Source organism: Methylobacterium sp. J-070 (assembly GCF_022829385.1).
Classification (GTDB): Bacteria; Pseudomonadota; Alphaproteobacteria; order Rhizobiales; family Beijerinckiaceae; genus Methylobacterium.
Genome location: NZ_JAKSXX010000218.1, coordinates 12,331 through 35,731, shown reverse-complemented (window position 1 = coordinate 35,731; position 23,401 = coordinate 12,331). Strand labels below are relative to the sequence as shown.

Annotated in this window: 25 protein-coding genes; 16 read left to right on the top strand and 9 right to left on the bottom strand. The window is 72.2% G+C overall.

The window, feature by feature from the left end; all coding sequences use genetic code 11:
- The first annotated feature begins 68 nt into the window (after positions 1–68).
- A complete protein-coding gene (locus MKL01_RS23330) occupies positions 69–644 on the top strand; it encodes a helix-hairpin-helix domain-containing protein (protein ID WP_243907553.1) in 576 nt (191 codons plus the stop codon).
- Positions 645–822: 178 nt separating this feature from the next.
- On the opposite strand, the gene trpB is transcribed toward MKL01_RS23330, so the two are convergent.
- The gene (gene trpB / locus MKL01_RS23325; RefSeq protein WP_243907552.1) at positions 823–2,064 is read right to left on the bottom strand and encodes a tryptophan synthase subunit beta; all 1,242 of its coding nucleotides are present in this window, start codon (positions 2,062–2,064) and stop codon (positions 823–825) included.
- Positions 2,065–2,227: 163 nt separating this feature from the next.
- Here trpB and msrA point away from each other — a divergent pair, with 163 nt between their 5' ends.
- On the top strand, positions 2,228–2,959 hold the full coding sequence (gene msrA, locus MKL01_RS23320) for a peptide-methionine (S)-S-oxide reductase MsrA (RefSeq protein ID WP_243907562.1): 732 nt from the start codon (positions 2,228–2,230) through the stop codon (positions 2,957–2,959).
- 276 nt (positions 2,960–3,235) lie between these two features.
- On the opposite strand, the gene MKL01_RS23315 is transcribed toward msrA, so the two are convergent.
- The gene (locus MKL01_RS23315; RefSeq protein WP_243907551.1) at positions 3,236–4,171 is read right to left on the bottom strand and encodes a prephenate/arogenate dehydrogenase family protein; all 936 of its coding nucleotides are present in this window, start codon (positions 4,169–4,171) and stop codon (positions 3,236–3,238) included.
- A complete protein-coding gene (locus MKL01_RS23310; RefSeq protein ID WP_243907550.1) occupies positions 4,164–5,279 on the bottom strand; it encodes a pyridoxal phosphate-dependent aminotransferase in 1,116 nt (371 codons plus the stop codon). Before MKL01_RS23310 ends, MKL01_RS23315 begins: the two co-directional genes overlap by 8 nt.
- A gap of 207 nt (positions 5,280–5,486) precedes the next feature.
- Here MKL01_RS23310 and MKL01_RS23305 point away from each other — a divergent pair, with 207 nt between their 5' ends.
- The 8 genes from MKL01_RS23305 (at position 5,487) to MKL01_RS23270 (ending at position 11,023) form a co-directional block, all read left to right on the top strand.
- The gene (locus tag MKL01_RS23305) at positions 5,487–5,783 is read left to right on the top strand and encodes a hypothetical protein (protein WP_243907549.1); all 297 of its coding nucleotides are present in this window, start codon (positions 5,487–5,489) and stop codon (positions 5,781–5,783) included.
- 143 nt (positions 5,784–5,926) lie between these two features.
- A complete protein-coding gene (locus tag MKL01_RS23300) occupies positions 5,927–6,094 on the top strand; it encodes a hypothetical protein (protein WP_243907548.1) in 168 nt (55 codons plus the stop codon).
- Positions 6,095–6,170: 76 nt separating this feature from the next.
- Positions 6,171–6,350: a hypothetical protein gene (locus MKL01_RS23295; RefSeq protein WP_243907547.1), complete on the top strand. Its 180-nt coding sequence runs from the start codon at positions 6,171–6,173 to the stop codon at positions 6,348–6,350.
- A gap of 149 nt (positions 6,351–6,499) precedes the next feature.
- A complete protein-coding gene (locus MKL01_RS23290) occupies positions 6,500–7,720 on the top strand; it encodes a homoserine O-acetyltransferase (protein ID WP_243907546.1) in 1,221 nt (406 codons plus the stop codon).
- Positions 7,717–8,409, top strand: coding sequence for a methionine biosynthesis protein MetW (metW, locus tag MKL01_RS23285; RefSeq protein ID WP_243907545.1), 693 nt, complete (start codon positions 7,717–7,719; stop codon positions 8,407–8,409). The genes MKL01_RS23290 and metW overlap by 4 nt, the downstream gene beginning before the upstream one ends.
- A 421-nt stretch (positions 8,410–8,830) precedes the next feature.
- The gene (locus MKL01_RS23280) at positions 8,831–9,952 is read left to right on the top strand and encodes a hypothetical protein (RefSeq protein ID WP_243907544.1); all 1,122 of its coding nucleotides are present in this window, start codon (positions 8,831–8,833) and stop codon (positions 9,950–9,952) included.
- 79 nt (positions 9,953–10,031) lie between these two features.
- Positions 10,032–10,664, top strand: coding sequence for an adenylyl-sulfate kinase (cysC, locus tag MKL01_RS23275; protein ID WP_409566314.1), 633 nt, complete (start codon positions 10,032–10,034; stop codon positions 10,662–10,664).
- A 104-nt stretch (positions 10,665–10,768) separates the two neighbouring features.
- Positions 10,769–11,023 carry a hypothetical protein gene (locus tag MKL01_RS23270; RefSeq protein ID WP_243907543.1) on the top strand — a complete coding sequence of 85 codons (255 nt, stop codon included), beginning with the start codon at positions 10,769–10,771 and terminating at the stop codon, positions 11,021–11,023.
- Positions 11,024–11,128: 105 nt separating this feature from the next.
- On the opposite strand, the gene MKL01_RS23265 is transcribed toward MKL01_RS23270, so the two are convergent.
- Together MKL01_RS23265 and MKL01_RS23260 are read right to left on the bottom strand one after the other, a co-directional pair.
- Positions 11,129–12,121 (bottom strand): catalase family peroxidase, encoded by a 993-nt coding sequence (locus tag MKL01_RS23265; RefSeq protein ID WP_243907542.1) that lies wholly within the window; start codon positions 12,119–12,121, stop codon positions 11,129–11,131.
- Positions 12,122–12,297: 176 nt separating this feature from the next.
- A complete protein-coding gene (locus MKL01_RS23260; RefSeq protein WP_243907541.1) occupies positions 12,298–14,616 on the bottom strand; it encodes a lytic transglycosylase domain-containing protein in 2,319 nt (772 codons plus the stop codon).
- A gap of 203 nt (positions 14,617–14,819) precedes the next feature.
- Between MKL01_RS23260 and dapA the strand changes: the two genes are divergently transcribed.
- The 3 genes from dapA (at position 14,820) to MKL01_RS23245 (ending at position 16,936) form a co-directional block, all read left to right on the top strand.
- Positions 14,820–15,719, top strand: a complete 900-nt coding sequence (gene dapA / locus MKL01_RS23255; protein WP_243907540.1) for a 4-hydroxy-tetrahydrodipicolinate synthase — start codon at positions 14,820–14,822, stop codon at positions 15,717–15,719.
- A 15-nt stretch (positions 15,720–15,734) separates the two neighbouring features.
- Positions 15,735–16,208 (top strand): SsrA-binding protein SmpB, encoded by a 474-nt coding sequence (gene smpB, locus MKL01_RS23250; protein ID WP_243907539.1) that lies wholly within the window; start codon positions 15,735–15,737, stop codon positions 16,206–16,208.
- A gap of 158 nt (positions 16,209–16,366) precedes the next feature.
- Positions 16,367–16,936, top strand: a complete 570-nt coding sequence (locus MKL01_RS23245; protein ID WP_243907538.1) for a peroxiredoxin — start codon at positions 16,367–16,369, stop codon at positions 16,934–16,936.
- Between the two features lie 4 nt (positions 16,937–16,940).
- Here MKL01_RS23245 and MKL01_RS23240 read toward each other — a convergent pair whose 3' ends face one another.
- The gene (locus MKL01_RS23240; protein ID WP_243907537.1) at positions 16,941–17,579 is read right to left on the bottom strand and encodes an NYN domain-containing protein; all 639 of its coding nucleotides are present in this window, start codon (positions 17,577–17,579) and stop codon (positions 16,941–16,943) included.
- An 83-nt stretch (positions 17,580–17,662) separates the two neighbouring features.
- Between MKL01_RS23240 and MKL01_RS23235 the strand changes: the two genes are divergently transcribed.
- Positions 17,663–17,971, top strand: coding sequence for a hypothetical protein (locus tag MKL01_RS23235; RefSeq protein WP_243907536.1), 309 nt, complete (start codon positions 17,663–17,665; stop codon positions 17,969–17,971).
- 47 nt (positions 17,972–18,018) lie between these two features.
- Here MKL01_RS23235 and MKL01_RS23230 read toward each other — a convergent pair whose 3' ends face one another.
- The 3 genes from MKL01_RS23230 to MKL01_RS23220 form a co-directional block, all read right to left on the bottom strand.
- Entirely contained in the window at positions 18,019–20,268 is a 2,250-nt protein-coding gene (locus MKL01_RS23230; RefSeq protein WP_243907560.1) for a RelA/SpoT family protein, read from the bottom strand.
- Positions 20,269–20,458: 190 nt separating this feature from the next.
- Entirely contained in the window at positions 20,459–20,869 is a 411-nt protein-coding gene (gene rpoZ / locus MKL01_RS23225) for a DNA-directed RNA polymerase subunit omega (RefSeq protein WP_010685409.1), read from the bottom strand.
- A 53-nt stretch (positions 20,870–20,922) separates the two neighbouring features.
- Positions 20,923–21,222 carry a hypothetical protein gene (locus MKL01_RS23220; protein WP_243907535.1) on the bottom strand — a complete coding sequence of 100 codons (300 nt, stop codon included), beginning with the start codon at positions 21,220–21,222 and terminating at the stop codon, positions 20,923–20,925.
- 303 nt (positions 21,223–21,525) lie between these two features.
- Here MKL01_RS23220 and fabD point away from each other — a divergent pair, with 303 nt between their 5' ends.
- The gene (fabD, locus tag MKL01_RS23215; RefSeq protein WP_243907534.1) at positions 21,526–22,467 is read left to right on the top strand and encodes an ACP S-malonyltransferase; all 942 of its coding nucleotides are present in this window, start codon (positions 21,526–21,528) and stop codon (positions 22,465–22,467) included.
- Positions 22,468–22,484: 17 nt separating this feature from the next.
- A complete protein-coding gene (gene fabG, locus MKL01_RS23210; RefSeq protein ID WP_243907533.1) occupies positions 22,485–23,222 on the top strand; it encodes a 3-oxoacyl-[acyl-carrier-protein] reductase in 738 nt (245 codons plus the stop codon).
- The last annotated feature ends 179 nt before the right edge of the window (positions 23,223–23,401 follow it).

The window sequence follows — 23,401 nt, the reverse complement described above, 5'->3', positions numbered from 1 at the left end:
AGTTGGTTGACCCTCAAGGACAGCATAAGTGGGAACATGATAGTGTTTTAATCCTCGTCGAGTGGTGCGTGCTCAGCGGTCCTGCAATCCTCAGAGTCTCGGTCCTGCTCATCGTCGCCGGTATCCTCGCGGCCGTGGTGCAGTTCCTGTTGCCGAGCCCGGTCCCGGCCCCCGTATCGTCCGCGCCCTCCGCGATGGCCGAGCCGCCGGCCGTCGTCCAGCCGGCCACGCCGCCACCGATCCAGGCGCCAGCCCCGCCCGCGGCGGCCGAGCCCGCGCGGGAGCCGCCCGCGCCGCGGAGCGTCGCGGGGCCCGCCGCCCCGAGCCAGATGCCGTCCGACGCCCTCGCCTTCCCGGCAGATCCGGAGGCGGCGGCCCAGCCCCAGGAGCAACCCCAGGGACCGGAGGCGGCGGCCCAGGCCGAGATCGACAAGGCCGAGGACAATGCCGGACCCCGGGCGCTGGCGGTGGTCGACCTGAACACCGCCTCGGTGGCGGATCTCAACCGCCTGCGGGGCGGGGGCGCCATCGGCCGGGCGATCGTCGCCAAGCGCCCCTACACGTCGGTGGACCAGCTCCTGTCGAAGCGGGTGCTCAGCCGGCCGGTCTACGAGCGGATCCGGGATCAGGTGACGGTGCGCTGAGGCCCCGCGGCCGCCGACATCCCGCCGGTCTCAACTTCGGGGATCACGTCGCCCACGCCTGTGCCCGCCTGCCCAACCCCGCTGCCCGACACGGGCAACGCCGTCCCGCTCACCGACATCGAGGCCGGGTAAGGGCGACGCGGCGGCCGCACGACGAGATCCGGGCGCTGGGCCGCCCTCAGAGCTTCGTCCCGAAAATCTCCGCGACCTGCGGGATGTCCTTGTCGCCGCGACCCGACATGTTGAGCACCATCAGGTGATCGGCCGGGCGCTGCGGCGCCAGATCCACCACCCGGGCCAGCGCGTGGGCGGGCTCCAGGGCCGGGATGATCCCCTCGAGCATCGAGCAGAGCTTGAACGCCTCCAGGGTCTCGGCGTCGGTGGCCGAGAGGTATTTGACCCGGCCCATCTCGTGCAGCCAGGAATGCTCGGGGCCGATGCCGGGATAATCGAGGCCGGCCGAGATCGAGTGCGCGTCGGCGATCTGCCCGTCCGCGTCCATCAGCAGGTAGGTGCGGTTGCCGTGCAGCACCCCGGGCTTGCCGCCGGTGAGCGAGGCGGCGTGCAGGCCCGACTCGACCCCGTGGCCGGCGGCCTCGACCCCGAAGATCTCGACCTCGCGGTCGTCCAGGAACGGGTGGAACAGGCCCATGGCGTTGGAGCCGCCGCCGATGCAGGCGATCAGCGAATCCGGGATCCGGCCCTCCTGGGCGATCATCTGCGCCCGGGTCTCATGGCCGATCACCGACTGGAAGTCGCGCACCATCGCCGGGTAGGGGTGCGGGCCCGCCACCGTGCCGATGCAGTAGAACGTGTCGGCGACGTTGGTGACCCAGTCGCGCAGGGCCTCGTTCATCGCGTCCTTGAGGGTCTTGGTGCCGGACTCCACCGGGATGACCTCGGCGCCGAGCATCTTCATCCGGAAGACGTTGGGCGCCTGCCGGGCGACGTCGACCGCGCCCATGTAGACGACGCACTTGAGGCCGAAGCGCGCGCAGAGGGTCGCGGTGGCGACGCCGTGCTGGCCGGCGCCGGTCTCGGCGATGATCCGCGGCTTGCCCATCCGGCGGGCCAGCAGGATCTGGCCCAGCACGTTGTTCACCTTGTGGGAGCCGGTATGGTTCAGCTCCTCGCGCTTGAAATAGACCTTGGCGCCCTGCCCGGCCGGCGCCTTGGCGCGCAGGTGCTCGGTGAGGCGCTCGGCGAAGTAGAGCGGGCTCGGCCGGCCGATATAGTGGGTGCCGTAGGACACCATCTCGGCCTGGAAGGTCGGATCCGTCTTGGCCGCCTCGTAGGCCGCCTCCAGTTCGAGGATCAGCGGCATCAGCGTCTCGGCGACGAAGCGGCCGCCGAAGATGCCGAAGCGGCCGCGCTCGTCGGGGCCGGTGCGGAAGGAGTTGGGCTCGGGGGCGATGGTCACGGGACGGATCCTGCGCGCGGAAGTCGATCTGTTGCCGGGTGCCTAGACCCAAGCGGGCGCCGTCGCAATGCGTCCCTGAGCCTCGTGCCGCGCGACTCGTAACCGAGGTGGTCCGCTGGACGAACAGGCAGTCAGGTCCAGAGGACGGCCCACGGGGATGATCATGGCCCTTCGCGACACAACTGCCTCGATCCTGCGCCGCCCGCTTCTCGGGGCGGCCCTCGGGCTCGGCCTCGCCGGGGCCGTGCTCCTTCCCCGCCTGCCGGCCTTCGCCGAGGAGGCGCCCCGGCGCCTGCCGGAGGCCGCGACCCACGCGACGGAGGCGCCCGGCGCGCGCGTCGCGGTGTTCGCGGGCGGCTGCTTCTGGGGCGTGCAGGGGGTGTTCCAGCACGTGCGCGGGGTGGGCGGCGCGGTCTCGGGCTACGCCGGCGGCAGCCGCGCGGACGCCGACTACCGGACGGTGAGCGGCGGCGGCACCGACCATGCCGAGGCGGTGGCGGTCACGTACGACCCGGCGGTGATCCGCTACGACGAGCTCCTGCGGATCTTCTTCTCGGTGGCGCTCGACCCGACCCAGATCGACCGGCAGGGACCCGATACCGGGCGGCAATACCGCTCGGCGCTGTTCCCGCAGGATCCCGAGCAGGCGCGGGTGGCGCGGGCCTACATCGCCCAGCTCGACGCGACCAAGGCCTACGCGAAGCCCATCGCCACCCGGATCGAGCCCGGCGCGGCCTTCTACCCGGCGGAAGCCTACCACCAGGACTTCATGGCCCTGCACCCGGGCCACCCCTACATCGCCGCAAACGATGCGCCGAAGCTGGAGGCCCTGCGCAGCCTGTTCCCGGAGCGGACGGCGCCGCAGCCGGCGCTGGTCAACCGTCCGCCGGCGTGAGGCTGGGGGCACCATCTGCCGCTTCGGTGACGGAGTAAGGCGCCCTCCCTCCCGCCTCTGCGGGGGAGGATGGCCCCGAAGGGGGTCGGGAGAGGGGAGCGACGGTGCCGGGTGGGTCGCGGCGGGCCTCACGTCCTGAACCGTTGCGCTGCCCCTATCCCGACCCGGCCTTACGGCCGGCCCCCCCTCCCCCGCAGAGGCAGGAGGGAGACGCGTGGAGTCGATTGCGCCTCTTCTGCAACGGGTGCGGTGTGAACCCGCGGGTCGGCCAACCCCCTATTCCTCCGGTGGCCGCGGCCGGCCGAAATCCGGGGCCGCGGTCTCCTGACCCTGCTGGACGATGCTGCGCCGGATCGCCCGGGTGCGGGTGAACATCGCGTGCAGCGCGTCGCCGTCGCCCCAGCGCACCGCCTTGGCGAGCGCCGACAGGTCCTCGTTGAACCGGCCGAGCATCTCCAGCACCGCCTCGCGGTTGTTGAGGAAGATGTCGCGCCACATGGTCGGGTCCGAGGCGGCGATGCGGGTGAAGTCGCGGAACCCGCTGGCCGAGAACTTGATCACCTCGGACTGGGTCGCCGATTCGAGGTCGGCCGCGGTGCCGACGATGTTGTAGGCGATCAGGTGCGGCAGATGGCTGGTGATGGCGAGCACGTGGTCGTGGTGCTCGGCGCTCATGGTCTCGACGTTGGCGCCCATGCCCTCCCACAGGGCCCGCACCCGCTCCACGGCCGCCGGGTCGGTGCCCTCGGGGGGCGTCAGGATGCACCAGCGGTTGGTGAACAGGGTCGCGAAGCCGGCATCGGGACCCGAGAACTCGGTGCCGGCGATGGGGTGGCCGGGGACCAGGGCGACGCCCGCCGGCAGGTGCGGCTGGATCGCCGCGACCACGGCGCCCTTGACCGACCCGACATCCGACACGATTGCGCCGGGCTTGAGATACGGCCCCAGCTCGGCCGCCGCCGCACCGATGGCGCCGACCGGCACGCACAGGATCACTAGGTCCGCATCGGTGGCGCCCGCCTGCGGATCGCCGGTGACGAGATCGGCGATGCCGAGCTCGCCGACCCGGGCGCGGACGGCGGCGTCGCGGTCGACGGCCACGATGGTGCGGGCGAGGCCGTAGCGCCGGGCGGCGCGGGCGATCGAGGATCCGATCAGCCCGAGCCCGACGATGGTGAGGCGGCCGATGGGCGGGGTTCCGGTCTCAGGCATGCGCGCCCCGCACGAAGTCGCCGAGCGCCGCCAGGAAGGCCTCGTTGGCCTCGGCCCCCGCCACGGTCACCCGCAGGGCGTTGGGCAGGCCGTAGGCGGTGACGCGCCGGGTGATCAGCCCGCGCTCGGTCAGGAACGCGTCGGCGTCGGCGGCCGAGCGGCCCGGCGCGTCGGGGAAATGGATCAGCACGAAGTTGGCGACGCTCGGGGTCACCGTCAGGCCGAGGGCCCGGGCGCCCTCGGTGAGCTTCGGCAGCCACTCGGCGTTGTGGGCGGCGGCCGCGGCCATGTGGGCCTCGTCGGCGATGGCGGCCGAGCCCGCGGCGATCGCCGGCCCCGAGACGTTGAACGGCCCGCGGATCCGGTTGACCGCGTCGGCCACGTGGACCGGGGCCAGCATCCAGCCGATCCGAACGGCGGCGAGCCCGTGGATCTTCGAGAAGGTCCGGGTCATCACGACGTTCTCGGATTCGAGCGCGAGTTCGAGCCCGGCCGAATAGTCGTTCGCCCGCACGTACTCGGCGTAGGCGCCGTCGATCACCAGCAGCACGTGCGGCGGCAGGCCGGCGTGCAGGCGGCGGATCTCGTCGAACGGCAGGTAGGTGCCGGTCGGGTTGTTGGGGTTGGTGACGTAGACGATCCGGGTCCGGTCCGTGACCCGGGCCAGGATCGCGTCGACGTCGGCGGTGAGGTTCCGCTCCGGGGCCACCACGGGCTCGCCGCCGGAGGCCAGGATGGCGATCCGGTAGACCAGGAATCCGTGCTCCGAATAGATCCCTTCGGTCCCCGGCCCGCCATACGCGTAGGCCAGCAGGGACAGCAACTCGTCCGAGCCCGCGCCGCAGACGATCCGCTCCGGGTCGAGCCCGTAGCGCCTGGCGATGGCCGCGCGCAGCTGCGTGGCGCGGCCGTCCGGGTAGGTCTCGAGCTTGGCGGTGGCCGCGTGTAGGGCCGCGAGCGCCGCCGGGCTCGGTCCGAGCGGCGTCTCGTTGGACGAGAGCTTGTGGACCTTGCCGCCGCCGGGCCGCCCGCTCTTGCCGGGCACGTAGGTGTCGATCGCCAGGATCCCGGGGCGCGGTTCCGGACGGGCGAGGGTGGGGGCGGCCATGGCGGTGCGACTCGAGAATGCGCGTGCGGGGTTGAGTGGTCCGCGTCCGTCTACAGCATTTCCTCCGCCGATGAACCCGGTCGCCCCCCGCGGGGAGGACGCCGCCCCGTCACGCGCGCGCCGATCCCTGGGCGCGCGTCCATGTGCGCGCAGTCGCGTCGCCCTACCTGTCCAAGGATTCGTCCTTCCGCGAGACGGAGCGATCCCATGCCCCTCACCCGTTACCTGGACGGCGGCGCCCACATCCTGCCCGCCGACGAATCCTTGATCCGCTTCGCGATGACGAACGGCGAGCGCGTGATCGGCATCGACGTGCCGATCCCGGTGATGCGCCAGCGCTTCGGCGGCGAGCCGGACCTCGCGCCGCTGGAGCTGTTCGCCCGCAACCAGGCGGCGATCGAGGCCGCGGCGAGCCAATCCTACGACCGGACCGCGACGCCGAACGACCTCCTGGACATGGGACCGGAGGATTTCGACACGGGGCCAGCCTCGCCCCAGCGCTGAGACCCAGGATCCGCCCGCGGCCGGCGCGGAAAAACCGCGACGCGCAAATGCCGCGGGGCACTCGCCACGTTTCGGCCTGTTGAACCGGGAGAAAGGGGCGCGTCGGGCGTGTCGCGCCCCGCATCCTCCATGGCGGATCGACTATGCCCGGTGACCTGATCCCTTGCAGCCTGTTCCTGATCGGGATCCTCACGTCCGTCGCCGCGGATTGCCGTCTCCGCCGCGTCGACGCCGCCTCCTGGTCGAACGGCTGCATCACGGCGGCCGGCGCCGCCCTCATCTTCGTGGCCTGCGCGGCGGCGATCCGCTGAGGAACCGCCCGGTACCGGACGGGATTGCCCAGCCAGATTCGGGTGCCGCAAGGCGCCGCGGCGGGGTGGAATGGCGATGGTTTCGATACAGGCCCTGCTCGGCTGCGCGCTCGTGCTGGCCGGGATCACGATCGAGAGCGCGGCGAGCCGCCATTGGCGGGCCGGGATCCGCGCCGACCGGCTGGATGCCCGCGCGGCTCTGGCCCTGGGCCTGCCGGCGCTGGGACTGGCGGTGATGGCCGCGCCGTTCTTGTGAGCGACCCGCCCGCCCCGGCGCGTTGACGCTCGCCCCGCGGGGCATTACCTCCCACCATCGCTGGCCGCGTCGGGCGAGTGCGGCGCGTCAGGCGACACCGTGCTCTCCCGGTTCGGACCGGCCCGGATACACGGTCGTCAAGACCCGCCATGGACACCCAACCGGACACGGCCCTGCGGCCGGACCCGATCGACGAGCCGGCCCGGCGCGCCTCCGAGCGCCCGCAGGCGCTCGACCCCAAAACCCCGATGCCGAAGAGCCCGGTCGCGTGCTTCGGCACCGACGCGCCGCTGCTGACCGATGCCGGCGTCGAACTCGCGCCCTTCCAGATCGCCTACCAGACCGCCGGGACGCTCAACGCCGCGCGCTCGAACGCGGTGCTGATCTGCCACGCGCTCACCGGCGACCAGTACTTCGCCCATACGCACCCGCTCACCGGCAAGCCCGGCTGGTGGGAGACGCTGGTCGGCCCCGGCAAGCCGATCGACACCGACCGCTACTTCGTCGTCTGCTCCAACGTCATCGGCTCGTGCATGGGCTCCACCGGCCCGGCCTCCGTCGACCCGGCCACGGGTCGTCCCTACGGGCTGGATTTCCCGCTGGTGACGATCCGCGACATGGTCCGCGCCCAGGCGATGCTGCTGGAGCATCTGGGCATCCCCGACCTGTTCCTGTGCATCGGCGGCTCGATGGGCGGGATGCAGGTGCTGCAATGGGCGGCGCTCTACCCCGAGCGGGTCTTCGCCGCGATGCCGATCGCCACCGGCGCCCGCCACTCCGCGCAGAACATCGCGTTCCACGAGGTCGGCCGGCAGGCGATCATGGCCGACCCCGCCTGGGCCGACGGGCGCTACCTCGAGGCGGGCACGCGGCCCGCCAAGGGGCTCGGCGTCGCCCGGATGGGCGCGCACATCACCTACCTGTCGGAACCGGCGCTCCACCGGAAGTTCGGCCGCCGCTTCCAGGGCGGCTCGGCGCCGACCTTCTCGTTCAACGCCGACTTCCAGATCGAGAGCTACCTGCGCCACCAGGGGCTGAGCTTCGTCGAGCGGTTCGACGCCAACGCGTATCTCTACCTGACCCGCGCGATGGACTATTTCGACCTCGCCGAGGACCATGGCGGCGTGCTCGCCAACGCGTTCCGGGGCATCAAGACCCGCTTCTGCGTGATCTCGTTCACGTCGGACTGGCTGTTCCCGACCCGCGACTCCCGGGCGATCGTCCACGCGCTCAACGCCGCCGCGGCGCCGGTGGCCTTCGTGGAGGTCGAGAGCGACAAGGGCCACGACGCCTTCCTGCTCGACGAGCCGGCGATGTTCTCCGCCGCCCGCGGCTTCATCGACGCCGCCGCCCGGGCGCGCGGCCTGTGAGCGACGCGGTCGACCACGCCGTCCCCTGGGAGAGCGCCGACGCCCTCCCTCATACCGGCGAGGGCAACGGTCCCCGGGTCGACCACATCGTGGTGCTGGGCCTCGTGCCGGCGGGCGCCCGGGTTCTCGACATCGGCTGCGGCGACGGCTCGCTGCTGGCGCTGCTGCGCGACCGCCGCGGCATCGACGGGCGCGGGATCGAATTGTCGCGCGAGGGCGTGAACGCCTGCCTCGCCCGGGGGTTGTCGGTGATCCAGGGCGACGCCGACACCGACCTCGCCAACTACCCCGACGGGGCGTTCGACGTGGTCGTCCTGTCCCAGACCATCCAGGCGACGCGCAATCCCCGGGTGGTGCTGGAGCACCTCCTGCGGATCGGCCGGCAGGTGATCATCTCGTTCCCGAATTTCGGGCATTGGCGGGTCCGGACCGAACTGGCCCTACGCGGGCGCATGCCGATCACCGAGATCATGCCGGACGCGTGGTGGGAGACGCCCAACATCCACCACTGCACCATCCGCGACTTCGTCGGGCTCTGCCGGCTGATCGGCGCCCGGATCGAGCACGCCACGGCGCTGAACGCCCGGGGCCGGCCGATGCGGTTCTCGATGCCCTGGTGGGTCTGGAACCTCCTCGGCGCGCAGGGGGTGTTCCTGCTCCGGCGCGCCGGTGAAGAGGCCGGGCGCTAGGGCGCATCGCGCCATGACGGCGGCCCCCGTTGACGGAGCGCGCCAGGACGCCTCTCCCGCTCGGGTCGAGATCGACAGACGGGAGGAATCCCGTCTCCCGCGCGTGAACCCGTGTCGCCGCCCGCCCGTGGCCGTGGCGGCGTATGGCCTCGCCACGGGTGACGGCGTTCACGCGCATCCGCACCGAGCGCACGCGTCCGGATCCGGTCGCGCCGAGGCCGGCCCTCGCATCGGACGGACCCTGAAATAGGCCAGAAACGGAGCTTGGCTATTTCCAGTCGCGTTCCAGTGATCGGACCGTGATGACGGACTTGGCCGGGTCCTGCCCGAGACGTCCGCCACCTCGTGGCAGGCGTGGACTGTGCTCTGCCGGGCTGAGAACTGGCCGTCATCATGAAGTCCAGCGAGGTCGACCGCACACGTGCGTCGCGCAATCGTCCATATCGGGATGCCACGGACCGGCTCCACCTCGTTCCAGGAGGTCCTGGCCCGCCTCAGGCCGCGCCTCGACTCCGTCGGGATCTGCTACCCGGCCCTCGCCCCGCCGGGGTCCCCGGACGGCGGCGACGTCAACCATTTCCGGCTCGGCCAGGCCCTGGACCGGCGCCGCCCCGCCGCGGAGAGTCGCGACGCCCTCGCACGACTCGACGCGATCCTCGCCACCACCCGGGCGGACACGGTCCTGCTGTCGTACGAGGATTTCTCCGTGCAGCGACCGCTCTGGCGCGTGCCGGAAACCCTACGGTCGGTCTTCGCGGGGCGCGGCTTCGCCCTGGAGACGGCTGTCGTGGTCAAGCCGCAGGGCGAGCAGCTGGCCTCGGCCTACGCCCTGCGGACGCAGGTCGTCTTCGAGGGCCGCACCTTCCGCGGCTTCCTGCGGATCGAGGGCGCCTCGGGACGGTACGACTACGCCGCCCGCCTCGAACCCTGGCGCCGGGCCTCGGCGGGGCGGGTCGTCGCGATCCCCTATCGGGACCGCCGATCCGGTGCGCCGCTGCTCCAGCGGCTGATCGACGGTCTCGGCCTGGGCGCGCGACTCGCGCCGCTTCTGGGTCCGGCCGACCTGGAGTACCGGACGAACCAGAGTTCCGGACCCATCGCGGTCGAGGCGGCGCGCCGGCTGTACCGGCTCGGCGTGCACCGGCAGGTGATCGGGCATCCGCGACGGCTGGGCCATTTCCTGGACGATTGGGCCTGGGCGCGGGGCCTCGACGGGGAGCGGTTCCGCGGGGACGCCCCGCACGGCCTTGCCCGGGTCGCCGCGCGTTTCGCGGCCTCGAACGCGCGCTTCGCCGCGTCCTGCTGGGGCCGGCCCTGGGACGCGGTGGTCGAGCCCGCCCCCGCGGCACCGCCGAACGAACTGGCGGCCGGACCGATCGCGCCGGAGACCGAGGACGTGGTCGACGCGCTGGTGAAGGCCGGGATGGCGCATGCCGCCTTCCGGGCGCCAGCCGCCTGGCGGCGGCGGGCGGGCTACGTCCTGGAGGAGGCCAAGGAGCGCCTCGGCGACGTCCTCGGCTTCCCGGGCTGGCGGGTGCCCTAGCATGCCGCAAGCCAAGCCTCTGATCAGACTGAACTTTCCCGAAGACGGGCGCCCGCGGATGCGACCGCTGGCGGTGGATATGGGCGTCGTGCGGAAGATCCCGGCCAACGTCACGCGGCACGACCTCCAGCCCCGGGAGCAGCGCTGGAACCGCCTCGGCCAGGTGCCGGTGATCGCGTGGCTGACCGGCCTGTCGGGGGCCGGCAAGTCGACCCTCGCGGGTGCCGCCGACCGGGCGCTGGTCGCGGCCGGCCGGCACAGCGCCGTCCTCGACGGCGACAACCTCCGCCACGGGCTCAACGCCGACCTGACCTTCACCCCCAAGGACCGATCGGAGAACGTCCGGCGCACCGCCGAGGTGGCGCGGCTGATGGCCGAGGCGGGCTCGGTGGTGATCGTGTCGCTGATCTCGCCCTGTCGTGCAGACCGGGCTCTGGCCCGGCGGATCGCCGGGGACATCCCGTTCCTGGAGGTGTTCGTCGACACGCCGCTCGGCCTGTGCGAGGCCCGCGACCCGAAGGGCCTGTACCGGCTCGCCCGCGCCGGCCGGATCCCGGACTTCACCGGCGTCTCGGCCCCCTACGAGGCCCCGGAGCGGCCGGACCTGACCATCACCACGGAGGGCCGCAGCACGGAGGCCTGCGCCCGCAGCCTGAGCACGCTGCTCCTGCGCCTCAGCCGTGCGGCGACGGGCGCCGCGCCCCGGCGGTAGGCGGGAGGGCTCCGCCCCGGGTCCGGGGGGAACGCTCCCGCGCGCGCCCGGTTGGTCCGGCGGGCCCGCCGGACCGGCCCGCAGCCTGGACCCGTGGAGGCCCCGTGAGCGCACCTTATCGCACGATCCTGTTCGCCGCGGCGATCCTCACCTGCGCGGCCGGGAACGCGGGTGCAGCCGAAGGACAGGGGGCGACGCCGTCGGCCGCCTCCCGCAAGGAGGGCGCCGGTTCCACCACCAGCGTCGGGGCCGGCGGCCTGTCGGGCACCGGGGCCGTCAAGGACGGCGCCCGCACCGGCAAGGCGCCGACCGGAGACCCGAAGCCGCCCGCCGCCCCGGCGGCCGGAACGGCGCGCTGATCGATCGGCGGCGGGGCGAGACCCTCGAGGGGGTTCCCCGAGCCCACCCCGTCGTCCCGAGGCGGCGGTCGGAGCGTCCCGATCGGCTCCGGCCTCTGGCGCGCCCTATTGCGAGCGGCGGCTGAACGAGACCGCGTAGGCCTGGACGCGGGCGTCGATCAGCGGATCGTCCGACACCTCGATGCCGTCGGTGAGATTGTTCGGCATGAACAGCAGCGCCTTCTCGGCTTCGGCGCTGTCCGGCAGGGCCTTCGTCACCGTCAGCGTGCCGAGGTCGACCGTCCTGCGGTCGTCCGGCCAGGGCTTGGTGGCGTCGTTCGTCGGGTCGCCCGGGGCGGCGAGCTGGGCCAGCACGCGGAACTTCGCCGGCTCCTTGGCGATGCGCGGGCCGATCTCCGCCATCAGGAAGTTCGGGTCGCGCTTGGCCGCCTCCTCGGGGGGCAGGATCTCCTCGCCCTGCACCGGCTCGATGCGGAAGCGGAACGGCTGACGCTTGCCGTCCTTGTCGACGAGGATGAAGGCGTTGACGCCGTTGTAGGTCTGCCGGGCGAGGCTCGACGGAGTCTTGGCGGTCCCGCCCGCGGTGGCGGCGGCCGGGTGGGCGCTGGCGAAGCGCTCCAGCGCGGTCGGGTGGGCGGCGTCCGGCCCGCTCGCGGCGACCGCCTTCAGAAGGTCGCGGAACTCCTCCCCGGTGGCGACGGGGAAGTACTTCAGAGCGTTGGTGACGACGTCCATCTCGGAGCCGTCGCCGAGCTTGAACTTGAGCGACAGGCCGTGCGGGTTCGCGTTGGCCGCGCCGTCCGGGATCGTCGGGATGCCGGTCGCGTCCGAGAACCGGACCGTCACGGGCACCGCCGGCCCCTGGAACAGGGAGGCCTTGCTGATCTTGGCCGCCTCGGGTGACGGCGTGAAGCTGCCCTCGGCGACCAAGCCCTTGGCGTGGTTGGCCCGCGCCCCCGGATGCTTGCCGAACAGCGTGTTCATCACATCGATGGTCTGCTCGGCCGTGGAGGCCTCCTGGGCCAGGACGGGAGCAACGGCCGACAGGGCCAAGGCGGCGCTCACGGCGGCGGCGCACCCAAATCGCGTCAACAGCATGTGGATCCTCTCGGCTGCGCCGGCGCTCCGGACCTGCGACATCGGCCGGTCCACCTTCTAGTGAGCCCGACGCCTTGAGCACAACCCGAAGCTTCGCCGCGCCGCCGGGCCGGTTACGTCCCGGCCGGGATGCCCGGCGCCGGGCCTTCCCGGCGGGACCGCGTCCCGGCCGGCCGCTACCGCGCCCCGCGGTGGAGGTCGCCGTCGATCAGCAGGGCGCTGCGGCTGTCGAGCCGGGAGCGGTAGACCTGAAGGTTCTCCATGACCCGCTGCACGTAGTTGCGCGTCTCCGTGAAGGGGATGCGCTCCACCCAGTCGATCACGTCGACGTCGCCCCTGCGCGGGTCGCCGTAGGCGTCGATCCACTTCTTCACGTTGCCGCCGCCGGCATTGTAGGAGGCGAAGGCCAGCACGTAGGAGCCGCGCCAATCCTCCATCAGCTCGCCGAGATGGGCCTGCCCCAGCTTGGCGCAATAGGCGGGATCGCTGGTCAGGCGGTCGACGTCGAAGGCCGCGGCGACCCGGCGGGCGGTGCGCTGGGCGGTGGCCGGCATCATCTGCATCAGGCCCCGGGCGCCGACGCCCGACTGCGCCCGCGGATCGAACTGGCTCTCCTGCCGGGCGATGGCGTACACCATGGCCCGCTCCACCTGCGGGACCGCCGTGAAGGTCTCGTAGGCCGGGATCCCGATCGTCGGGTAGGCGTGGGCGTCGAGGGGCAGGCCGCGCTGCACCGCGAGCTTGCCGATCGCCACCAGGGCGCGGGGATCCTTCATCTCGGTGGCGAGGTCGCCCAGCGCCTGGATCTCGCGCGGGTCGGAAAGGTCCCGCGCCGCGTCGATGTAGAGCGGCAGGGCCAGCTCCTTGAGCCCGGCCTCGCCGAGCAGGCGCAGCGCCCGGATGTAGAGCCGACCGTCGAAGGCCTGACGCTCGGACCCTTCGAGGTCCGCGGGCGCCCGCAGGGGCAGGCTGGTCTGGCCGAGCCGCGCGCGGGCCACCTGCCCGTAATAGGCGATCGGCTGGAGGGCCGCCTGCTCGTAGAAGCGCTTGGCCGCGTCCGTCTGGCCGAGCGCCTCGGCCGCCCGGCCCTGCCAGTAGGCGGCCCGCGCCACCGAGATCGGGCTCTCCGCGATGGAGGCCACCTGCGCGAAGTGCTGCGCGGCGGCGGCCGGATCGCTGGCGAAGCGCAGGGCGATCCAGCCGGCGTGGAACTCGGCCTCGATCCGCTTCTCCGGCGTGCGCGCCGTCTGGTCGCTCGCGACCTTGTAGGCGGTCCGGGCGTCGCCGAGGTCGAGGAGCCGGCGCGCGACGATCCGGCGCTCGACCCACCACTCGTCGCCGTCGACCAGCACGTCCGGGTTGCGCGGCGCCGCGGCGAGGATCGCGGCGGCCTCCTCGGGCTTGTCGGCCCGACGGTAATACTGCGCCCGGGAGAAGATGTAGGAGGCGTCGCCGCGCAGGGACGGGGGCACCGCGGCGAGGGCCGAGGCGGCCCCCGACGACTTGTCCTCCACGGCCCGGCGGGCGCGAACGAGGCTGGCATAGACGCCCCCCGCGTAGCCCGCCGCCCGGCCGGCGCTCTCCCAATCGTCCTTCAGGAGCGCCCGCTCCATCCGGTAGCGGTGGTCGACCCGGGTCAGCACGTCCGGGAAGGCGTCCAGCACCCGGCCCTCCAGGGTCCGCCCGAAACTCTCGCCGCGCCAGAGCTCGCGCACCATATCGGCGGCGTCCCCCTCGTAGCCCTCGGCGCGCAGCGCCAGCGCCAGGGCGAACTTGCCCGGGGCGCTCGACGGCTTCGCCGTGGCGAAGAAGGCCCGCACCGTCGCCGGGGGCTTGCGCTCGGAGAGCAGCGCCTCCTCGGCCCGGCGGCGCAGCAGCGGGCCGGCCGGCCAGTCCGGGTTGGCGCGGGCGAACGCCACCGTGCGGGCGAAGCCGATGCCGGCGCCCGCGCGGATCGCCACCCATTCGAGCAGCGCCTTCGCGGCCGGGTCGGTGAAGCCGTCGCGCATCCGGTCGCCGTCGGCGACCCGGCCCTTGCGGTAGAGGTCGATGGCGCCGCGCAGCAGCGTCGGGTCGGTGTCGCCGGAGATCTTCGGCCGGCCGGGGTCGGGCACCTCGGGCACCGGGGCCGCCGGGGTGACGGCGGCGTCGGGCAGCGGAAAGGCCACGGGGGCGTCGGGGTCGGCGGAGGCGTAGGCCGCCGCCGCGGCGGGCAGCGTCCGGGCGGGTTCCTCGCCCTTGTCGGCCCCCCCGGTCGCGTGGACCGGATCGAGCTTCAGGGCGTCGGCGGCGACCGGGTCGGCGGCCTTCTCGGCCTCCGCGCCGCGGACCTGGGCGGTGGAGAGGGCGGCATCGCTCGCGGGCGGCGTCGCCTGCGTCGCCGGCGCCTCCGGGCCGATCTGGCCCGCCAGCGCGACGCCGACGGTGGCGACCAGCGCGGCGGCGGCGAGGGACGTGCGCTTCGGGACCGAATTCGAGGCCGCGGATCGGATCACGAGTCCCCCCTGCTGGTCTCCGGAGCGGGAAAGGTCGAGGATCGGGCGGCCACTATTAAGATCACGTTAACCGTCGCGACGATCCGTTTGCGCCCCGTGGCGCGACCGCCTATGTCTGCCGATCCGCGCCCGTAAGCTGCGCGGCGCCGGGAGTTCCGAGACCCCCGTCGCGATGCCCGTCGAGATCCCTTGGGACGCCTGAGATGACCGAGATGACCGGGAGACGCCTGCGTGGCTCGCTCACCGCGCTGGTAACACCGTTCCGCGACGGGGCCTTCGACGAATCCGCATTCCGCGCATTCGTGCGCTGGCAGATCGAGCAGGGCAGCCACGGCCTCGTTCCCACCGGCACCACCGGCGAGAGCCCGACGCTCACCCATGCCGAGCACGACCGGGTGGTCGAGGCCTGCATCGACGAGGCGGGTGGCCGCGTGCCGGTCGTGGCGGGCGCGGGCTCGAACTCCACCGCGGAAGCCGTCGAGCGGGCGCAGCACGCCGAGCGCGCCGGGGCCGACGCCGTCCTGGTGGTGACGCCGTACTACAACAAGCCGACGCAGGAGGGCCTCTACGCCCACTTCAAGGCCGTCAACGATGCGGTCGGCATTCCGATCATCATCTACAACATCCCGCCGCGCTCCGTCGTCGACATGAGCGTCGAGACGATGGCCCGGCTCTTCGAACTGAAGAACATCGCCGGCGTGAAGGACGCGACCGCCAAGATCGACCGCGTCAGCCAGCAGCGACAGGCCATGGGGGAGAGCTTCCTCCAGCTTTCGGGCGAAGATGCGACGGCGCTCGGCTACAACGCCCAGGGCGGCCACGGCTGCATCTCGGTGGTGGCGAACGTCGCCCCGCGCCTGTGCGCCGACCTGCAGGAGGCGACGCTGTCGGGCGACTACGCCAGGGCACTGACCCTACAGGACCGGCTGTTTCCCCTCCAGGCCGGGCTGTTCGCCGAGGCCAATCCGGCGCCGGTGAAGTACGCGCTGTCCCGCCTCGGGCACATGAGCGCGGAGCTGCGCCTGCCCCTGGTGCCGGTGACCGAGCCCACGAAGCGCATCGTGGACGCGGCCCTGCGTCATGCCGGCCTTCTGGACGGCTGAGGAGAGTCACACGACATGGCCCCGAAACCGGAGCCCAGTCGGCGCATCGTCGCCGACAATCGCGCCGCGCGTTACCACTACACGATCGAGGACACGCTCGAGGCCGGCCTCTCGCTGACCGGCACCGAGGTGAAGTCCCTGCGCGGCGGCAAGGCGACGATCGGCGAGGCCTATGCGGGCCCCTCCGGCAACGACCTGATGCTGTTCAACGCCTACATCCCGGAATACCTGGAGGCGAACCGCTTCAACCACGACACCAAGCGCCCGCGCCGCCTGCTGCTGCACCGCCGGCAGATCGACAAGCTGATCGGCGCGACCCAGCGCCAGGGCTACACGGTGGTGCCGCTGAAGATCTACTTCAACGACAAGGGGCGCGCGAAGGTCGAACTCGGGCTCGGCAAGGGCAAGCAGGCCCACGACAAGCGCGAGGCCGCCAAGGAGCGCGACTGGCAGCGCGACCGGGCCCGGCTGATGCGGGACCGCGGCTGAGGCCGGCGCCCCCGCTCCTCTTGTGAGCGGCGCGCGGCCATTGCCGGAGCCTGCCTCGACGGCCCGGGGACGATCGCCTTGGCTGCGTTCGCGGGATGTCCCAAGATCACGGATCCGCCGGTGCGGCGTCCCGAGCCTGCGATTTCGCGGAGCGACCCATGCCATCCAATCACGACGTGCTGCCCGACGACCTCCCCGCCCCCGTCGACGACGGTGCGGCCGACCATCTGCGCGGGATGCGGCTGCCCGACGTGGCGCTCACCGCCACCGACGGACGCACGGTCTCGCTGGCGCGGCTGCCGGGCCGCACCGTGGCCTACGCCTATCCGCGCACCGGCGAGCCGGGATTGCCGAGCCTCACGCCCGACTGGGACGCGATCCCCGGCGCCCGGGGCTGCACGCCGCAGGCCTGCGACTTTCGCGATCATCACGCCGACCTGAAGGCCCGCGGCGTCGCCCAGGTCTACGGCCTCTCCAGCCAGACGAGCGCCTACCAGCGCGAGGCGGCCGAGCGGCTGCGCCTGCCGTTCCCGCTGCTCGCCGACCCCCACCGGGCCTTCGCGATGGCGGCGCGCCTGCCGGTCTTCGAGGCCGGCGGCCAGGTGCTGCTCCGCCGCCTCACCCTGGTGATCGACGATGGCGTGGTCAGCCACCTGTTCTACCCGGTCTTCCCGCCGGACCGCAGCGCCCGGCAGGTGCTCGACTGGCTCGACGCGCCCGGCGCCTGAGGGCCTACTCCTCGACCTCCGGCTGGCGGATGCCGTAGCGGTTCTCGAGGCCCGGATTCTGCCGACCCTCGCCGCGGTAGCGGCTGGGCGCGTCGCCGGCCGCCCGGGCCTGGCGTTCCCCGGGCTCGCGCCCGATCCGGCTCGCGAGGCTCGAGAGGTCGACGAACTCGTCCGCCTGCCGCCGCAACTCGTCGGAGATCATCGCCGGCTGGGTCTGGATGGTGGAGATCACCGTCACCTTCACGCCGCGCCGCTGCACCGCCTCGACCAGGGAGCGGAAATCGCCGTCGCCCGAGAACAAGATCATGTGATTGATGTGGGCACTCAGCTCGAGGGCATCGATCGCCAGCTCGATATCCATGTTGCCCTTGTACTTCCGCCGGCCCATCGAGTCCGTGAACTCCTTGACGGGCTTCGTCACGACGCGGTAGCCGTTGTAGTCGAGCCAGTCGATCAGCGGGCGGATGGAGGAATATTCCTGATCTTCGATCATCGCCGTATAATAAAAAGCGCGCAGAAGATTGTCGCGAGACTGAAATTCTTTGAGAAGCTTCTTGTAATCGATGTCGAAGCCGAGGGCTTTGGTCGTGGCGTAGAGGTTCGCGCCATCGATGAAGATGGCGCTGCGCTGAGTCGCAGTCATGGACGGTTCGTATCCTGAAAAGACGGGGTGATGGGAAATCGTTTGATGAAACGGTCAGGCTTGGTCCGGGGCCGAACACCCCGGTGAAGCGTCAAGAGCGCATCGTCCTGGATCTCGGATTCAGGGTGATGCGCTGGATCTTCGGTGAGGCGCCGTCCTTTTCCGAAAGCCGGCAACCACCTTTCGGGACGATGCTCGACGGTCTGCAATGGGGGGCGAAAAAACGCGGCGCGAGTCCGCTGAGCCGCCGCCAGGCCGCAGGACCATTCGTTCCAAACGCGAGCTTGTCAAGCAGATCGGAAGATCTGTGCCCGCGAAGATCGATTCCCGGCGATCTGATGGCCGGTCCGGACCGTCATCGCGGTCGCCAAGACAATGATGGGACGATCTAACGAATTCGGTTTCGGCAACCTGAGATTTGCCTCACCTGCCGCCGGGCTCAGCCGTTCACCCGCTCCACGCTGTTGACCGGGCGCTTGCCGCGCAGCTCCGCGATGATCGCGTTGAGATGCTGGATGTCCCAGACCGAGAGGTCGATGGTGATGTCGGTGAAGTCCTGGGTGCGCCGCTTCATCGAGATGTTGTCGATGTTGCCGTCGTGGTCGGCGATCACCTGGGCGATCTGGGCGAAGACCCCGGGTTCGTTGATCGACTTGAGCGCCAGCCGGGCGGGGAAGCGCTCGCCGCCGAGCCCCTCCGTGTCCCAGCGGACGTCGAGCCAGCGCTCCGGCTCGTTGTCGAAGGCGGCGAGCGCCGCCGACTGGATCGGGTACACGGTGACGCCGACCCCAGGGGTCAGGATGCCGACGATCCGGTCCCCCGGGACCGCTCCGCCGTTCGGCGCGAAGGTCACCGGCAGGTCGCCCGCGAGGCCCCGGATCGGGATCGCGTCGCTGCGGTTCTCATCCGCCCCGCCTTCGGCGCCCGGGAAGGTCAGGCGCATCGTCTGGTCGGCGGAGCGGACGAGGCGGCCGGCGCCCCCGGCAGCGCCCTGCGAGGCGGAGGGCCGGCGCTCGTCGCGATGGTCCGGATAGACGGCGCGGACGACGTCGCCGGAGAACATCTCGCCGCGCCCGACCGCGGCGAACACGTCCTCGGTGCTGGCCCGGGCGAGACGCGGCAGGGCCCCGCGCAGCTTGTCCTCCGAGAAGGTCTTGGCGGCGCGCTCGAACGCCCGGTCGAGGATCTGGCGGCCGAGGCCGGCATATTGCCGGCGCACGGCGGTCCGGGTGGCCCGCCGGATCGCCGCCCGGGCCTTGCCGGTCACCACGAGGGATTCCCAGGCCGCCGGGGGCGAGGCGCCGTCCGAGCGGCTGATCTCGACCTCGTCGCCGTTGGCGAGTTCGTGCAGGAGCGGCGCCATCCGGCCGTTGATCTTGGCGCCCACCGCGGTGTTGCCGACGTCGGTGTGGACCGCGTAGGCGAAGTCGATCGGCGTCGCGCCCCGCGGCAGGGCGATCAGCCGGCCCTTCGGGGTGAAGCAGAACACCTGGTCCTGGAACAGCTCCAGCTTGGTGTGCTCGAGGAACTCCTCCGGGCTGTCGCCCTCGGCCAGGAGCTCGATGGTCCGGCGCAGCCATTGATAGGCGCCGCTCTCGGCGGCCAGGCGCGGATGCACGCTGCCCTCGCGCACCGGTTCCTTGGCGAGGTCGGCGCCGAGGTCCTTGTAGTGGGCGTGGGCGGCGATGCCGTATTCGGCGATGTCGTCCATGGCGCGGGTGCGGATCTGCAGCTCGACGCGCTGGCTCCTCGGCCCGATCACCGTGGTGTGGATCGAGCGGTAATCGTTCTGCTTCGGGGTCGAGATGTAGTCCTTGTACCGGCCCGGGACCATCGGCCAGCTGGTATGGACGATGCCGAGCGCGGCGTAGCAGGCCTGCACGGAGTCGACCACCACGCGGAAGCCGAAGATGTCGGAGAGCTGCTCGAAGGCGACCGACTTGCGCTCCATCTTCGACCAGATCGAGAACGGCCGCTTCTGCCGCCCGCTGACCTCGGCGGTGATGCCCTGGGCGCCGAGCTTCTCCGTCAGCACCTGCGCTATGGTCTCGACCACGCTCTCGGACTTGGCGGTGAGCCGCTCCAGCCGCTGGGTGATGGTGGCGTAGACCTCCGGCTCGATGTTGCGGAAGGCCAGGTCCTCCAGCTCCTCGCGCAGCTCCTGCATGCCCATGCGGCCGGCGAGCGGCGCGTAGATGTCCAGCGTCTCCTGCGCGATGCGGCGGCGCTTGTCGTCGCGCATGTGGTGGAGCGTGCGCATGTTGTGCAGGCGGTCGGCGAGCTTGACCAGCAGCACCCGCACGTCCGCCGCCACCGCGAGCAGCAGCTTGCGAAAGTTCTCGCCCTGCGCCGCCTGCTTGGAGACGAGGTCGAGGCGCTTGAGCTTGGTCAGCCCGTCGACCAGCGCGCCGATCTCCGGCCCAAACAGCCGGCGGATCTCCTCCAACGTCGCCTCGGTGTCCTCCACGGTGTCGTGCAGGACCGCGGCCACGATGGTGGCGTCGTCGAGGTGGAGGTCCGTGAGGATCGCGGCCACTTCGAGCGGGTGGGCGAAGAACGGGTCGCCCGAGGCGCGCTTCTGCGTGCCGTGCGCCCGCATGGCGTACACGTAGGCGCGGTTCAGCAGCGCCTCGTCGGTGGCCGGATTGTAGCGCTTGACCCGCTCGACGAGTTCGTACTGGCGCATCATCCGCCGGGACGGGGTCGGGTCCTGGGGGGCGCGCGGTGTCCGGATCACGCGCGATTGTTCCGCAACGGCGGCGTCCGCGCCAGCCCCCCCTGGCGGGGAGGCCGCCGCGGGCTCGGAACGAGAGAACCCGGCGTCTCCGCCGGGTCCGGATTCACTCAGCTCGTGCGTGTCGAGACCCACGCGGCCGGGCTCACTCGCCCTCGTCGTCGGTCTCGACCGGCGGGGCGAGGTTCTCGAGGCCGCGCAGCAGATCTTCTTCGCTCATGCGGTCGAACTGGACCGCCGCGTCGTCGCTGGAGGATTGCGGCGCCACCGCGGCGGCGGCCGGCGAGCTCGACAGCAGCGGCACGGTCTCGGCCTCCGGCTCATCGACCTCGACGTATTTCTGCATCGAGTGGATCAGCTGTTCCTTGAGGTCGTCGGCGGTGATCGTCTCGTCGCCGATCTCGCGCAGGGCCACGACCGGGTTCTTGTCGCGGTCGCGGTCGATGGTGAGGGGGGCGCCGGCGGCGAGCAGGCGCGCCCGGTGGCTCGCCAGCAGCACCAGCTCGAACCGGTTCTCGACCTTCTCGATGCAATCTTCGACGGTGACGCGCGCCATGCGGGGCGGCTCCTCAACTTGAGCGACGGGTGATGTCGGGTGTGGCCGCATCCTTACACGGAATGCCGTTGTGCAACAAGCAGAGCGGGTTGCGCCGTCACCGCGCCGGAGTTCCCCTCGGTCCGGCCCTGAAGCAGCGCGACCTGATCGCGCTCGGTCTCGCGGGCCGCTTCGAGCACCTGTCGTTGCCGTTCGGCGGGCAACGCCGCGAAGGCGTCGGCGCTGACGAAGGCGAGGGAGATCTGCATCGTGTCGTTGATCGCGGTGAAATGCCTGAGGTCGTCCCAGAGCCTGCGTCCCGCGCCGCCGTCGCCGGAGGGCAGGAACGCGGCCGTCGCCCCCGCCGCCTCCATCACCGCCTCGGTGGCGGGTTCCGGGGAGGACGGGCCGCGCTCGACTGCATCGACCGGGTCCGCGTCGCGCCCGACTCGGGTTGATCCGCCCGACTCGGACTCCGGGCCCGCGCCCTGTCAATCGGCCCCGGGCGCGATCCTGCCCGGCGCTTCCGTGCCGGGCGCCGCCGCGCGAAGCGGCCCCGCGACGGCCCGCGACGGATTGTGCGCCGCATCGTTGACACCCGCCGTCACCGGTGCGACTCGGCCCCGTTCCTTCGCAACAGGTCGAGAGGGGCGGCGTCGAGGCGCCGCCGTCGGGACATGCGCGCACTCATCTTTCCCGGCCAGGGCAGCCAGGCCGTCGGCATGGCCAAGGGGCTCGCCGAGGCGTTCCCGCAGGCCCGCTCCGTGCTCGACGAGGTCGATTCCGCCCTGGGCCGGAACCTGTCGCGGCTGATGTTCGAGGGGCCGGCCGAGGAGCTGACCCTCACCACCAACGCCCAGCCGGCCCTGATGGCGGCGAGCCTCGCGGCCCTGCGCGTGCTGGAGGCCGAGCGCGGCCTCGACTTGACCCGCGACGTGGCCTGCGTGGCCGGGCATTCGCTCGGCGAATACGCGGCGCTCGCGGCCGCCGGCAGCCTGTCGGTCGCCGACGCCGCCCGGCTGCTGCACCTGCGCGGCGCGGCGATGCAGGAGGCGGTCGCTCCCGGCGCCGGCGCCATGGCGGCGCTGATCGGCACCGACCTCGACACCGCCCGGTCGGTGGCCGAGGCGGCCGTGCAGGAATCCGGCGGCGCGGTCTGCGACGTCGCCAACGACAACGGCGGCGGCCAGGTGGTGCTCTCGGGCGACCGGCCGGCGGTGGAGCGGGCGATCGGCATCGCCACCGCCCGCGGGATCAAGCGCGCCGTGATGCTCAACGTCTCGGCGCCGTTCCACTGCCGCCTGATGGCCCCCGCCGCCGAGGCCATGGCCCGGGCGCTCGCCGCCGTCGAACTGACGGCGCCGCGCGTCGCGCTCTACGCCAACGTCCTGGCGGCCCCGGTCGCCGACCCGGAGGCGATCCGCAGCGCCCTGGTCGCGCAGGTCACCGGGACGGTGCGCTGGCGCGAGAGCGTCGCCGCCATGGCGGCCGCGGGCGTCGACCGGTTCTACGAACTCGGCGCCGGCAAGGTGCTCACCGGCCTCGTCAAACGCATCGCGCCGGAGGCGTCGGCGACCGCGATCGGCACGCCCGCGGACGTCGCCGCCTTCGCGCTCTGACTGCAGAGGATCTTCGCATGTTCGATCTCTCCGGCCGCAAGGCCCTCGTCACCGGCGCCACCGGCGGCCTCGGCCGGGCGATCGCCCGGGGGCTTCACGCCCAGGGAGCCACCGTGGCGCTCTCGGGCACGCGCCCGGAGGCCCTGGAGGCGCTGGCGGCCGAACTCGGCGACCGCGCGAGCCCCGTGGCGGCGGACCTCGCCGACGCGACCTCCGTGGAGGGCCTCGTGCCGGCCGCCGAGGCGGCGATCGGCCCCCTGGACATCCTGGTGAACAATGCCGGGATCACCCGGGACAACCTGTTCATGCGGATGAAGGACGAGGAGTGGGAGCAGGTGCTCTCGGTCAACCTCACCGCGGCCTTCCGCCTGTCGCGGGCCGCCGTGCGGGGCATGATGCGCCGCCGCTTCGGGCGGATCGTCAACATCGGCTCGGTGGTCGGCAACACCGGCAATCCGGGCCAGGGCAACTACGCCGCCGCCAAGGCCGGGCTCGTGGGCCTGACCAAGGCGCTCGCCGCCGAGGTCGCCTCGCGCGGGATCACGGTCAACTGCGTGGCGCCGGGCTTCATCCGCTCGCCCATGACCGACGCGCTGAACGAGAAGCAGCGGGAGACCATCCTGGCCCGGGTGCCGGCCGGGCGCCTCGGCGAGGGCGCCGAGGTGGCGGCGGCCTGCCTCTACCTCGCCTCTGCGGAGGCCGGCTACGTCACCGGCCACACGCTGCACGTGAACGGCGGCATGGCGATGTACTAGACCGCGTATACTGGTCTCGGCCGGGCGCGAATCGGCCCGACGACACGCAAGTGCCACACCCATGAAGGGTTTCTGAACGGCCCCTCGCCAGGGCGGGAGCCCTGTGCTACCAACCCCCCGCAGCCGCACAGGGGGTTGACGGTTCAGCGGGTTTTCAGTCCAAGGCCTCCCGGCGGGGG

Coding starts and splice junctions, on each gene's coding strand:
- dapA (WP_243907540.1), top strand. CDS start 14,820: ATGACCGAGATGACCGGGAGACGCCTGCGTGGCTCGCTCACCGCGCTG.
- smpB (WP_243907539.1), top strand. CDS start 15,735: ATGGCCCCGAAACCGGAGCCCAGTCGGCGCATCGTCGCCGACAATCGC.
- rpoZ (WP_010685409.1), bottom strand. CDS start 20,869: ATGGCGCGCGTCACCGTCGAAGATTGCATCGAGAAGGTCGAGAACCGG.
- MKL01_RS23310 (WP_243907550.1), bottom strand. CDS start 5,279: ATGGCCGCCCCCACCCTCGCCCGTCCGGAACCGCGCCCCGGGATCCTG.
- MKL01_RS23220 (WP_243907535.1), bottom strand. CDS start 21,222: ATGGAGGCGGCGGGGGCGACGGCCGCGTTCCTGCCCTCCGGCGACGGC.
- MKL01_RS23295 (WP_243907547.1), top strand. CDS start 6,171: ATGGTTTCGATACAGGCCCTGCTCGGCTGCGCGCTCGTGCTGGCCGGG.
- cysC (WP_409566314.1), top strand. CDS start 10,032: ATGGGCGTCGTGCGGAAGATCCCGGCCAACGTCACGCGGCACGACCTC.
- MKL01_RS23230 (WP_243907560.1), bottom strand. CDS start 20,268: ATGATGCGCCAGTACGAACTCGTCGAGCGGGTCAAGCGCTACAATCCG.
- MKL01_RS23300 (WP_243907548.1), top strand. CDS start 5,927: ATGCCCGGTGACCTGATCCCTTGCAGCCTGTTCCTGATCGGGATCCTC.
- MKL01_RS23305 (WP_243907549.1), top strand. CDS start 5,487: ATGCCCCTCACCCGTTACCTGGACGGCGGCGCCCACATCCTGCCCGCC.
- MKL01_RS23240 (WP_243907537.1), bottom strand. CDS start 17,579: ATGACTGCGACTCAGCGCAGCGCCATCTTCATCGATGGCGCGAACCTC.
- MKL01_RS23265 (WP_243907542.1), bottom strand. CDS start 12,121: ATGCTGTTGACGCGATTTGGGTGCGCCGCCGCCGTGAGCGCCGCCTTG.
- fabD (WP_243907534.1), top strand. CDS start 21,526: ATGCGCGCACTCATCTTTCCCGGCCAGGGCAGCCAGGCCGTCGGCATG.
- MKL01_RS23315 (WP_243907551.1), bottom strand. CDS start 4,171: ATGCCTGAGACCGGAACCCCGCCCATCGGCCGCCTCACCATCGTCGGG.
- fabG (WP_243907533.1), top strand. CDS start 22,485: ATGTTCGATCTCTCCGGCCGCAAGGCCCTCGTCACCGGCGCCACCGGC.
- MKL01_RS23290 (WP_243907546.1), top strand. CDS start 6,500: ATGGACACCCAACCGGACACGGCCCTGCGGCCGGACCCGATCGACGAG.
- MKL01_RS23245 (WP_243907538.1), top strand. CDS start 16,367: ATGCCATCCAATCACGACGTGCTGCCCGACGACCTCCCCGCCCCCGTC.
- msrA (WP_243907562.1), top strand. CDS start 2,228: ATGGCCCTTCGCGACACAACTGCCTCGATCCTGCGCCGCCCGCTTCTC.